Genomic DNA, 11,307 nt, shown 5'->3' with positions numbered 1-11,307 from the left:
GAGGTCGGCTGCGTCAGGTCAGCCGTGGGGCCTCGTCGGCCGCGTCCACCGGGCCGTCCAGCCGTCCCGCCAGCTCCCGGGCCCAGGCGGTCAGCCCGTCGACATCGATGCCGTGCGGGGCGGGGTACGCGGCGATCCCGCCCGCGCCGCGCAGCAGCAGCCGCGCGCCGCCCGCCGTATTGCCCCGGGCGGCATGCGTCAGCCCCACCGCGAGCTGAGCCAGCCCCCGCCACAGCGCCCGCTCCGCGTCGGGGCCCGACTTCCAGGCGTCCTCGAACACCTCGTGCGCGTGGAAGGGCTTCCCCTCGTCCAACAGCCGCTGCGCCTCCCTGACGCTCTCCTCAGGCGTACGCACCACCCCCTCCGGCTGCCGCTCCACCCCCTCCGCCTCGTACGGCAACGGCCGCCCCAGCCCATCCCGCGGCCGCGCGTTCCGCGCCCGCCCCTCGCTGTCACGGTCCCGCCGGTTCTCCTTCATACGTCGATTGTCGCCCGGACAGGGGCTGTCTCCCGGCTGCACGGAGTGAGGTAATGTTCTCTTGCGTGGCCAACCGGGGGAATCCCGCCGGTGAGGCCGGGCACCGGGACGTGGCGCAGCTTGGTAGCGCACTTGACTGGGGGTCAAGGGGTCGCAGGTTCAAATCCTGTCGTCCCGACTGGAGACAGTCGCAGGTCAGGGCCGGTTTCGGAGACATCCGAAACCGGCCCTTGATCTTTTTTGGGGACCAGGTGGGGACCAGGATTCCTTGACCGGTGTCAGCGGGTGATGACACCGGGAGTTGGCAGGGAGCGTGGAGCCCGCAGTGCGCTCAGGTGCGACGAGGTCGTCGCACTCGGCAGCGGTGAGGCGTTCCCGCAGGCGCATCCAGCCCAGGTGATGGCCGGCCGAAGGTCCGTTGTCCCGGACCAGGGACAGGTCGCGGGTCCGTACGACAGGATCTGCCGCTCGTGTGGGGACGGCCGGAGTCGAGGCCGCGGTCGGGCCCGCCGCGGCGGCCGCGGCCCGGACGGACGGCGCCGGTCCCGCAGCGCTCTCGACCGGCAGGAAGAGGTTGTGCCGCACGAAGATCCGGGTCTGCTCGACGGCGTCGTAGTGCTGACCGACCGCTGGCAGCTCCCCGGGCGTGAAGGACTCCGCCTTCGCCACGTGGTCGACGACGGGCTGGAGCCGCCCGTCGAGGCGCAGAGTACCGCCGGGGAAGGTCAGCCGCGCGAGCCCGTACTCGCTGTCGGATTCGCTGGAGGTGAGGCAGCGCGGACGCGAGGGCTTCGGGACCGGTGACCGAGCGGCGGAACGGCTCGTGGGCGCGGAGCATCCGCCTTGGTGTCCGCCCAGGACAGCGTGTGCAGGCCGAGTGTGAGGTGCAGCGACGCCTCGTCCGCCGTGTATGCGACGTGGGGAAAGCCGTGGGGGACCGACAGGACGTCGCCCGGCTCCAACGTTGCGGAGACGAGGGCTTCCGACTGCTGCGAGCCGGGCGCGAACACCTCCCACCGCTTGCTGCCGTGCAGTTGGGCGACGAGCACCGAATGGTCGTCGTGGTGGTGGTCGAAGCCCTGCGCGCGCGGGGGAGTGAGGTACGCGTTGGCGCCCACCGACTCGGAGGGGAGCGCGCCCAGCTCCAGGTCGAACTCGATGCCGCGGCACAGCTCGCCGACCAGGGAGCAGCGCCGGGCCAGGAGGGAGAGCAGTAGCGTGGCGCCGGAGCGGTAGGCGGACAGGACGTCCCGCCCCGGGGCCCGGTCGGAGTGGTGGGGGACGACCGGCCGTGCCCGGCCCTCCTGTACGACGCTGAGATCGGTATCGCCGCCGCAGGCCAGCCGCTCGAAGTCTTCGATCGTGAACAGCCGCCCGACCAGCGGAGCGGCGGCCCCGCCGAGCAGCTGCGCTTCGCGCTCCCAGCTCGTGCGGAGGAAGGACGTGACGTTCAGGCTGCCGAGGACTGCGGCCAGCCCTCGCTTCTCCGTGTCCACAGGAATCAGTTCCGAGCGGTGCCGCTCAGCAACTCGGCCCGCCGACGTTGGACGCGCACCCTGCGCAGGCCGTGATCATGCCGAAGCTCTGGTTGTCCAGCTCGATGTCGACGGTCTGGAGCGAGATGGACATGACCTCCCCGGGCGGTGGCGATGTGTCGTCGGCGGCGCTGCCCGTGCCAGCCTCACCGTAGGTGTCGGTCGTGTCGGTCTGCCCGGTGCGGCGGCGGAGCTCGATGGCGACCCGGTCTCCGTCGTTCAGCTCCACTCGCGGCGTGTCGGCGCCTTCGAACACCTCCACCACGATCAAGGCGACTGTGACGCGCTGAGCAGCACATTCATGTCCTCGGCTTCGAAGGCGGCGTCGAAGGACTGGTCGTACTTGGTGTCGCGGTCGCGCAGCACGAAGCGCAGGGACTCCATGCGCGTGGCGAGTTGGTCGGCGAGATTGCGGGCCCGTTGCTTCGCCCAGGCCCGGGTGGGGTGGGCGGTGATGCCGGTGAGGTGCAGTTGGCGGGTGCCGTGTTCCAGGAACGCCATATGGACACCGCAGATCACCTGCAGCGATGACTTTACGAGCCCCACCGCCTCAGCGCGCGGCGCGGGTGGCGACCATGTGCGCCGCGCGCTCGGCGATGCCCAGTACGGCCGCGTTGGTGTTGGCCGAGACAATCGAGGGCATCACGGAGGCGTCGGCGATGCTCAGGCCGTCGATACCGTGGACGCGCAGGGCCGTGTCGACCACAGCCTCGTCGTCCGTGCCGATGCGGCAGGTGCCCACCGGGTGGAAGTAGGTGCCGACGGTGTGGCGGATGTACGCACCGCACTCTTCGTCGGTGACAACCTCCTGGCCAGGGAGGATCTCGTCGTCACGCCAGGCTGACAAGGCGTCGGCCCGCGCGATGTGCCGTGCCATGCGCAAGGCGGCGACCATACGGGCCAAGTCTTCGCTTTCGGCCAAATAGGCGGGGTCGATGAGAGGGTAGGAGGTGGGGTCCGCGCTGCGCAGGCGCACGCTGCCCCGGCTGGTGGGGGTCGCAAGGCCGAAGAGGATCGAGAAGCCCTCTTGGGCACCTGCCCATCGTGGTTTCAGCGCCACGGGCGTGAAGCTCATCAGGATGTCGGGATCCCTGCCCCGGCCGGTGCGTGCGAGGAGCATCGCCTGCCGCGAGGGGCCAGGTACCGGGGACTTCTTCACCCCGTAGGAGGTCCAGGCCAGGGGATGGTCGTGCAGGTTGGCGCCTACACCGGGGAGATCGGCACGAACCGGGATCCCTAGCTGTCGCAGATGGTCGGCGGGGCCGATGCCGGAGAGCATGAGTATCTGCGGAGATCCGATGGTTCCCGCGCTCAGCACGACTTCCCGCTCGGCGTGGACGGTGCGTGGCTTGCCGTTCCGAACGTACTCGGCACCTCTGCATCGGCCGTTGTCCATGAGGAGGCGCTGCACCTGTGCGTCGGTGACGACGGTGAGATTGGGCCGTGAGAGCACCGGAAGCAGATACGCGTCCGCAGCGCTCTGCCTGCGGCCTCGGGCGACATTCCTTTCGCACCAGAACACCCCTTCGGCCTGGGGGGCGTTACCGTCCTCACAGCGCGGGAAGCCCGCGTCGACTGCCGCGTCATGGAGGTCCTGCGCGAGAGGAGTCGCGGCGGGCGGCTCCTCGATGGTCATGGAACCCGCTTGTCCCCGGAAGTGCGGATCCCGGCCTCTCGCCCGCTCGCTGCGCATGAGGAACGGCAGCATTTCCTGGTAGTTCCAGCCAACGGCGCCCTGCTGCTCCCAGGCGTCGTAGCTTGATGCGTGGCCGCGCAGGTGAGTCATGCCGTTGATACTGCTGGAACCGCCCAGTACCCGCCCTCTGGGCCAGGTATGGACAGTGTTTTCGGTACCTGACTGAGGTGTTGTCGTGTAGTTCCAGTCCACGGACGATCCCCAGAGACCGACTGCTGCCTCAGGGTTCGCATCCGACATGATCGCAGGGCCCCCTCCGGCTCCCGCCTCCAGAAGGGCCACACGGGCTTCAGAGTTTTCCGACAGCCGGGCGGCCAGCACTGCGCCGGCCGTTCCGCCGCCGACGATGACGTAGTCGTATATTTGCTCCATAGCCATCCTCATTCATCTGGAATTTCCTCACGGACTGCCCGGCGGTTTCTGTGACCGATGGGCGATGAATGAAGGAGGCTACCCGCATGAACCGGGCGCCGAACTCCGAGTTCGGGAAGCGGCACGCGAGGGTTCGTTGCCGCAGCCATCGCAGGTCGACTGTGGCGAGACCGCGCGGAGGTTGGTGTTTGCCTCCCTGGCAGGAGCGGGGGCTGTTTCGTTGGCGTCTGTGCCCAGCAGCCGGATCATGGCACCCAGTTCGTGCCTCCTGCACCGCGTGGCAAACCGACAGCAGTGGTGATCGGGGCCGGAGTGTCCGGGATGCCGCGGCCTATGCTCTGTCACATCGCTTCGACGTGACCGTCTTCGAAGCCAGAAACCACTTGGGCGGAACGCGGACACACGCAATGTCCCCGCAAGGGAGCCTCGACGTGTCCTGGGCGACGGCGGTGAAGGTGCCAAGTACTGGCTCCAGGTCCTCACCGAGATCCGCAACCGGGGTGTCGAGGATGTGTGCATGGTCGTCTGCGATGGACTGAAGGGGTTGCCGGACGCCATCGCGGCAGTATGGCCGCAGGCGGTCACGCAAACGTGTGTCGTTCACCTGATGCGGGCCTCGTTCCGTTACGCGGCCCGCCAGGACCGGGACAAAATATCCAAGGCGTTCAAGCCGATCTGCACCGTACCGACCGCGAAGGCCGCCGAGGACCGCTTCCTGGACTTCCAGGAGGAGTGGGGCGCCAAATATCCCGCGATCATACGGCTTTTGGAGAATTCCTGGGCCGAGTTCGTACCCTTCCTTCAACGCGCGGATCCGCAAAGCCGTCAGGGCCCGCGGACACTTCCCGAACGAAGCCGCCGCACTGAAGTGCGTCTACATGGCCATCATGAGCCTGGCCCCCACCGGCCAGGGCCGCAAACGCTGCGCCACGCGATGGAAGCCCGCACTTCAGGCATTCGACATCGCCTTCGACAGCCGACTCTCCATCGGCCGTCGGTAACTCACACCACACGAGTTACATCGATGGCTGGACAGACCCAGGTCACAGCGCAACTCCTCGGCCACCTGGCCCAGTTGGCTCCGGCGCGACGACGTCCCCGCGCCCGTACGGCATGGCTCGTCAGGGGCCCGAAAACGGGTGTCAATCGGTCCTCGAAATGACGGATACGGGCAACGCCTCGCATGTTCCCCGCCCGGCGGAACATGCCAACCTATTCAATGCCGCAGCTCCGACCACTCTTTTGCGATCGTCACCGGCAGAGGGGAACGCCCGTTTGCGTGCGGCGATACGGGCCACCGCTCGGCCCCAGAGGCGCATAAGGAACTCTTGTGCCGCGCCGGGGCGTGTCCTAGGGTTTTTTACCGATGCCTTCACCGATCCCTTTACCGAGTTGCCCGGAAAATTAGGGAAGTGATTCTTTTGGCTGGTGTTGTACATTCTGCGGCCAGGCTCCGAGTCCACGAAGGGGATCGCGAAGAAATGACCGAAATGATAGGCAGGTCGCTATCTCCGGTCGAGGTGCTCCGCTCGACGCCGGAGGAGGACAGGGTCGCTGACTTCAGAGCGAAGGTGCGGGCCGCAGGGCAGGAGTGGACCGGTAACGAGCCGGACGAGCTGGTTGAGCTGCTGACCAAGGCGGCGGCAGGTGATCCGAGGCTGGCCGCCATCGCGCGCTCCGGGGGTCGCCTGCTGCAGGACTTCCTCGACGGATACCAGCAAAAAACCACTGCGGATGTTTCGCGTGATCTGGCAGGCGACCTCGCCGACGGTCATCCGCTGCCCGCGGACGTGCTCGAAGGGCTTACTCCTCGATACCTGATCGCCGTGGTGAGGCTTGCGGAGCCCGGCCGCGAGGTGGAAGCGTTGCGCGCGGTGGCGGGAGAGGACACGCTGCTGACGCACCGGGACGGCAACGTCATTCTCTTCATCCCGGCAGGCGGTTTAGGCAGCGGCGAACGCTCGGTGACGAGGCTGACCCAGTGTCTTGGCGGCAGGGGCTGGCTCGCGACTGCGGAACGGGACAGAGCACGCCTCGTCGATGGGTTCAACGAGGCGTCCTACGTGCTGAGGCTGGTGGTGGCGGGACTGCGCCCGAGCGGTGCCTACACGATCTCAGACGTGTTGGTCGAGTATGCGTTCACGCTGCACGAGAAGGTGCGGACCAACCTGGCTGCGGTGATCAGGCCGCTTCGGGCGCACAAGGTCCTGTGGGAGACGCTGACTGCCTTCGTCGACTCTGACTACAGCAGGAACAAGGCGGCCCGCAGCCTGTTCATCCACCGCAGCACGCTGGACTACCGCCTGAGGCGGATCGGAGAGGTCACCGGCTGCGACCCGACCAGTGGCAGGGGCGCGCAGATGCTGACGGCGGCGCTGATCGCCGAAACCCTGCATGGATGACCAGGTGTGCGCTGATCGCCGTGCAGGACGGCGCGTAGCCGGCCGCGCGTCGCTGCTTCCGTAGCGGACCTGCAGCGGTCGGACGACGCTCACGACTTGGGCGTGATCGCGTGCGTGCAGATGTAGTGGACAGCGCCCCAGCGGCGTTCCCGTACCGGATCGCACACTCACGCACCGTGGACAGGCTCGCCCCGACAGCACTACCGCTCGGTCAGCGATTCCGCCGCGGACCGGCTCGCGGCACACTCGAGCACCCCTACCAAATCCTGCCCCGCCTCCGACTCCGAGCTTGCGATAGCAGATGATGAGGTTTCTCGACAGCACGGCTGTTGACCTGGAGCGTTGCAGCGATCTCAGTGTTGGTTCTCCCTGTCGCGAGGAGGCACGTTCGTGGACCGGGTAACCCTGCGTCGCGAAGCCTGTTCGCAAGCGACGACAGCGCCGCGGCGAGCTCCCCATGACGGTCCGACGGCCCCAGCACGTCGACCCTCCGGTGTCAGCGAGTCGGCGGTGCAACCGCGACGCCCACGCGCGCGACGGGATCAGGACCGGATTCCGCCAACCGATTCGGTCGAACAAGCGCCCGACCTCCATCACATGTGAAAGGGCATCCCCCGCGTCCTCACGGTCGGGTGACGAAGCTCGCAACAACCACCCAGTGCTCGGCATTCGGGCGTCCGCAGGCGCATGGGCCATGCACTGCGCTCATCCGACCGGCGAGGCCACGATCCCTGCACTTGCTGGCGACCGACACGAGCGAGCGGACGAAAGCGGACTCCGGAACCGTGCTGTACGGCTGGGTGGTCTATCCGGCGAGGGCGAGGTTGTGCATCCGTGCGATACCGAGCATGGCGTGGTGGACGCCGTCGCCTTGGAGACGGCAGTCGCGGAGAATCTTCCAGGTCTTCATACAGGCGAAGACGTGCTCGACGCGGGCGCGGACCTGCTTGTGGGATTCGTTGTGGGCCTGCTTCCAGTCGGGCAGCTCCTCTCCTTTGCGGCGCCGGTGGGGCATCACTCCACGGCCGACCCCTGCGGACCGCGTCTGCACCCTCGCGCCGCAGAACCGTCATCAACTTGGCAAAGGCGCGCGGGCTCAGCCCGGTGAACGGGGCTGTCCACGAGGACTCCGACGCCGTGATCACACCAGCCATACGACGGATCATTTCAGTTGCCGACATGTCTCCCCGCGACTGATCCTGGGCATCGGGCAAGCAAGGAGGAACAGGATGGGGCTCATGCTCTCCCCCGGAGACGACGACGTGACCAGCCCAGACGTCTCCTGGTCCTATACCGGCTTCAACATGTTCAGGGAGTGGCTGGCCCAGGCGGAGGGGTTCACCCTTGCGGAGATGAACGGATTCGGTGGAGACCGCGTGTGGAGCAGCGTCTCCACCACGCTGGCACCGCTACTCGACCATCCAGACGACGACGGCTCTCTCGCGCACGCTCAATGCGCGGCCATGCTGCCCAGGCTGGAGGCAATCACCGACCAGCGGCAGCACGAGGACGGGGATCCCGTCCTTGAGCGACGCATCGACGACGTGCGCCACCTGGTCACCGTCATGAAGTACTGCTTGGAGAAGGAAGTCGAGCTCATCTTCTGCTGACCGCCGCAGGCTGTCTCCCGCTGGAGATGAACAGCAGTTACAGGACAGTCCTTAGGGATGCCTGCGGAGCCGGCTGCGGTTGTACTCGATCTCGATGTACCGGAAGACGTCGGCCTGGGCAGCCTCACGGCTTCCGGACGGTGGTTCCGATCTCCGCTTTGCGGACGGCAAACCAGCTTTCCGTAACAGCATTCTCATAACAAGAGCCGACACGTCCCATCGACTGTCGTATGCACAACTTGCGTATCTCGGCACGGAATTTGTCATTTGTGTATTCGCTGCCACGGTCGGTGTGCATGATGCAGTCAATTTCCAGGCCACCTCGCCCGGCCGCCATCCGCAGGGCGACGACCGGCAGCCCGGCGTGGTGGTGGTCGGCCATCGCCCAGCCGACCACCTCCCGCGTCGCGAGATCGATACAGGTCTCCAGTTACAACGTCCCTTCCAGCTTGAGTAGTTCGGTCATGTCACCAACCAACCGCATCCCGGGGCGGGATGCGGTGAAGTCCCGTCCGACCCGCCCCAGCCCACGCCGTCAACCTCAGGCCCGGGCCGTGACCGCAGTTCGACGAGCCGGACAGGTTCGCCGCCTGGTGGTGGGGCCTGAGTGACGCCATCCAACTGGCGAGCCGGCCGCTGTGCCGGAGAAGAGGCGTCCGCGAAGCCGGTGCGACTGGTAGCCGATTTTAATGAGTTCTCGGACGGTTCTCCGCGAATTGCGGAAAATCGGAGCTGAGTCACGATGAACCCTGCGCGGGCGCCTAGCATTCGTTCTCCCGAGCGGAGAAACTTGAGGGCTGAATGGACTGGTTCGATTGAGTGGATCTAACAGATGGGTTGTGCTCATCGGCTCGTTCATGGCCTACATGTTCGACGCGCTGGAAATCTTGCTGCTGTCGTTCATGCTGCCTGTGATCCGCGCCGATCTGGGACTCACGACGACACAGGGCGGCCTGCTCGCCACGGCGACGTTGCTCGGGATCGGGCTGAGCAGCGTAACTGTCGGCTGGCTCGCCGACAACTACGGCCGCAAACGGGCGTTGATGATTTCGCTCGCGGTGTTCGGCGTGTTCACCGCGGCGATCCTGGGAGTTCAGAGTTTCACGATGTTCCTGGTGCTGCGTTTCGCCGCGGGTCTGGGACTCGGAGGTGTCTGGGGAGTGGTGTCGGCCTACGTGGTCGAGACGTGGCCGGCCGCGCAACGGGGCCGTGCGGTCGCGTTCGTACTCAGCTCGTTCCCGATCGGCGGGGTGGTCGCCGCGGTCCTGTCGGGTGCCCTGCTCCCGGACTGGCGCCTGTTGTTCTTCATCGGCGGGGTGGGCGTGGTGATCCCGCTGGTCATCGTCGGACTGTTCTTCCGTGAGTCGGCCGAGTGGGTCGAGCAGAAGACCACGCCGGTGAAGGTGAAGGAGATCTTCGCTCCGGAACTGCGCAGGAAAACGTTGCTCGGTGCGACCGTGACGACGTTCGCGATGTTCGGGGCGTGGGGCGCGTCCACGTGGCTGCCCACCTACCTGCAGGCCGACAAGGGCATCCCGGCCGCGACGGTCGCGCTGTTCATGACGGTGCTCAATATCGGGATGTTCGTCGGCTACAACGTCTTCGGACTGATCGCCGACCGGATCGGCGGCAAGTACGCACTGGTGCTGTCACTGGCCGGTGTGGCGCTGACCTTGCCGCTGTACGTGGTCACCGCCGACCACACGACGCTGCTGTGGCTGGGTCCGATGTTCGCCTTCTTCGCGGCCTACGCGGGCGTCTTCGGCGTGTACCTGGGTGAGTTGTTCCCGACCAGGGTGCGGACGACCGGTGCCGGATTCAGCTACAACATCGGGCGTGGTGTATCCGCGTTCGCTCCGCTCACGCTGGGAGTGCTGGCAGCCAACGCGGGGTTCGGTGCCGGTCTGCTGGTGTGCGCGGGCTTCATGGCCTGCGCGGCGATCGCCATGACCTTCCTGCCCGACCTGCGCGGCGCGACCCGGCTGCGAGCCTCACCGGCACGCGCCGACAGCCGGCTGTGAGCCCAGCCGGAAGCCGGTGACGACACCGGCGTTCGTCGAGCTGTCGAACGCCGGCGTCGCACACGTACAACCAGCACCGGCGCTTCGTCGGTCACGTGTTTCAACCGGCTTCTTCTCCAGTGTGTCGTCCGGGTGGGGGTCGCCCTGCACGGAACAGATGAGCCGCCACTTCTTGTGGCGGCTCGAGAGTCTCACTTCCGGTCCACCGGATCGTTGTCACCGGTCCGCCACAGGTAGCTGCGCACCGAGAGCGACGCGGCGCGCATGGCCGCGCGGATGTCGTCGAGGTCTTCGCCGGCGAGCTCGCCACGCGCCGGGGTGAGCGTGGGCAGCATCAGCCTGGCCGCCTCCAGCAGGCACAGCATCGCGTCCAGCTGTGCGCTGGCCGGCAGTCTGCTCAGGTCCTCGTACAGGGTCTGAATCAGGGCGTCCGGTTCTGCCGGCGCTGCGGTCTTGGTATCGCGCGCGAAGTTCGTTACGGCCGTTCCTCGGAGCTGCTCCGCTGTGGACACAGGGCTGAGTCTCCTCCCCGGGGTTGGATGCGCGGGAACTGATGATCTTCATGTCGTAGCTCGTCGGCCAACGCCATTCCCCGGCACACGTCACGAACAAGGCCAGAATTCCTCAAAATTTGGAGGGAATTCCGAGGTGGACAGAAAATGACGGGTTGCGACGGCGCAACAGTGACAAAGAGTGAGGGGTCCACCTAGGATCTTATTCAAGTGCTTCTCGCTCTGTATTTCTCCGGCTACGGTCCTTTGGCCCAGCCGGCTGTACGGAATGGATGGGTGCCATGGATGATGATCAGCACGGCTGCGAAGTGTCCCGGCCGGTCGGTAGCTGGGTTCTCAGCTCGGTCCAGGGCAGGATCCTGGAGGGTGTTGCGGCCGGCTTCTCCAGCGGGCGACTTTCGAGAGAGTTGCACCTCAGTTCGAAGACCATTGACTATCACGTCCGCGTCATGTCCGACAAGTTGCAGGCGCCGAATCGTGTCTCGTTGGTTTCGAGGGCGTTCGTCCTCCAGATTCTGCGAACAGATTCGTGGCCCCCGCGCATTGCGTGTGAAACTTTGGATTAACGCTCGGTGGTTCGCGAGATCGTAATCCGTACATCCAGTGGAGGGAGACGAGTTCCCTTCCCTGTGAAGCTCGTCGGGTTCGTCATGGAAGACCTCTCTTCTCGTCGTCGGACCG

At 66.4% G+C, this 11,307-nt stretch carries 12 protein-coding genes, 1 tRNA gene and 2 pseudogenes; 7 read left to right on the top strand and 8 right to left on the bottom strand.

The genetic code is table 11. From position 1 onward, the window contains the following. Positions 1 to 13: 13 nt before the first annotated feature. Positions 14 to 478, bottom strand: a complete 465-nt coding sequence (locus ACFVWW_RS04270) for a DUF309 domain-containing protein (RefSeq protein ID WP_386875826.1) — start codon at positions 476 to 478, stop codon at positions 14 to 16. Positions 479 to 582: 104 nt separating this feature from the next. On the opposite strand from ACFVWW_RS04270, the gene ACFVWW_RS04265 reads away from it, so the two are divergent. Further along, a tRNA-Pro gene (locus ACFVWW_RS04265) sits at positions 583 to 656 on the top strand. Positions 657 to 1,203: 547 nt separating this feature from the next. Here ACFVWW_RS04265 and ACFVWW_RS04260 read toward each other — a convergent pair. The 4 genes from ACFVWW_RS04260 to ACFVWW_RS04245 are packed head-to-tail and all read right to left on the bottom strand — an operon-like array spanning position 1,204 to position 4,081. Further along, the gene (locus tag ACFVWW_RS04260; protein WP_386875824.1) at positions 1,204 to 1,974 is read right to left on the bottom strand and encodes a JmjC domain-containing protein; all 771 of its coding nucleotides are present in this window, start codon (positions 1,972 to 1,974) and stop codon (positions 1,204 to 1,206) included. Positions 1,975 to 1,999: 25 nt separating this feature from the next. Then, complete coding sequence (locus ACFVWW_RS04255) at positions 2,000 to 2,278, bottom strand: hypothetical protein (RefSeq protein ID WP_386875822.1); 279 nt, start codon at positions 2,276 to 2,278, stop codon at positions 2,000 to 2,002. A gap of 2 nt (positions 2,279 to 2,280) precedes the next feature. Then, positions 2,281 to 2,514, bottom strand: a complete 234-nt coding sequence (locus ACFVWW_RS04250; RefSeq protein WP_386875820.1) for a hypothetical protein — start codon at positions 2,512 to 2,514, stop codon at positions 2,281 to 2,283. A gap of 49 nt (positions 2,515 to 2,563) precedes the next feature. Beyond that, positions 2,564 to 4,081 (bottom strand): GMC family oxidoreductase, encoded by a 1,518-nt coding sequence (locus ACFVWW_RS04245; protein WP_386875818.1) that lies wholly within the window; start codon positions 4,079 to 4,081, stop codon positions 2,564 to 2,566. A gap of 68 nt (positions 4,082 to 4,149) precedes the next feature. On the opposite strand from ACFVWW_RS04245, the gene ACFVWW_RS04240 reads away from it, so the two are divergent. The 3 genes and pseudogenes from ACFVWW_RS04240 (at position 4,150) to ACFVWW_RS04230 (ending at position 6,483) form a co-directional block, all read left to right on the top strand. Then, entirely contained in the window at positions 4,150 to 4,620 is a 471-nt protein-coding gene (locus tag ACFVWW_RS04240) for an NAD(P)-binding protein (protein WP_384184427.1), read from the top strand. After that, a pseudogene (locus tag ACFVWW_RS04235) lies at positions 4,521 to 5,082 on the top strand (transposase); the annotation flags it as partial. The gene ACFVWW_RS04240 and the pseudogene ACFVWW_RS04235, both read left to right, overlap by 100 nt. A 480-nt stretch (positions 5,083 to 5,562) precedes the next feature. After that, entirely contained in the window at positions 5,563 to 6,483 is a 921-nt protein-coding gene (locus tag ACFVWW_RS04230) for a PucR family transcriptional regulator (protein ID WP_386875816.1), read from the top strand. Between the two features lie 805 nt (positions 6,484 to 7,288). Here ACFVWW_RS04230 and ACFVWW_RS04225 read toward each other — a convergent pair. After that, positions 7,289 to 7,637, bottom strand: a pseudogene (locus ACFVWW_RS04225) (transposase family protein). Between the two features lie 75 nt (positions 7,638 to 7,712). Between ACFVWW_RS04225 and ACFVWW_RS04220 the strand changes: the two are divergent. Next, positions 7,713 to 8,093 (top strand): hypothetical protein, encoded by a 381-nt coding sequence (locus ACFVWW_RS04220; RefSeq protein ID WP_386875814.1) that lies wholly within the window; start codon positions 7,713 to 7,715, stop codon positions 8,091 to 8,093. A 124-nt stretch (positions 8,094 to 8,217) separates the two neighbouring features. Here ACFVWW_RS04220 and ACFVWW_RS04215 read toward each other — a convergent pair whose 3' ends face one another. Next, positions 8,218 to 8,511: a DDE-type integrase/transposase/recombinase gene (locus tag ACFVWW_RS04215; RefSeq protein ID WP_386876731.1), complete on the bottom strand. Its 294-nt coding sequence runs from the start codon at positions 8,509 to 8,511 to the stop codon at positions 8,218 to 8,220. A 439-nt stretch (positions 8,512 to 8,950) separates the two neighbouring features. Here ACFVWW_RS04215 and ACFVWW_RS04210 point away from each other — a divergent pair, with 439 nt between their 5' ends. Continuing rightward, entirely contained in the window at positions 8,951 to 10,114 is a 1,164-nt protein-coding gene (locus ACFVWW_RS04210; RefSeq protein WP_384184419.1) for an MFS transporter, read from the top strand. Between the two features lie 191 nt (positions 10,115 to 10,305). Here the strand turns inward: ACFVWW_RS04210 and ACFVWW_RS04205 are convergent, their stop codons facing one another. Beyond that, the gene (locus ACFVWW_RS04205; RefSeq protein ID WP_384184416.1) at positions 10,306 to 10,626 is read right to left on the bottom strand and encodes a hypothetical protein; all 321 of its coding nucleotides are present in this window, start codon (positions 10,624 to 10,626) and stop codon (positions 10,306 to 10,308) included. 272 nt (positions 10,627 to 10,898) lie between these two features. Between ACFVWW_RS04205 and ACFVWW_RS04200 the strand changes: the two genes are divergently transcribed. Beyond that, positions 10,899 to 11,192, top strand: coding sequence for a LuxR C-terminal-related transcriptional regulator (locus tag ACFVWW_RS04200; protein WP_384184414.1), 294 nt, complete (start codon positions 10,899 to 10,901; stop codon positions 11,190 to 11,192). Positions 11,193 to 11,307: the final 115 nt, after the last annotated feature.

This window comes from Streptomyces sp. NPDC058198 (genome assembly GCF_042882605.1).
Classification (GTDB): Bacteria; Actinomycetota; Actinomycetes; order Streptomycetales; family Streptomycetaceae; genus Streptomyces.
Note: the sequence above shows the minus strand (reverse complement) of the source record. Positions and strands in the feature narration are given on the sequence as shown.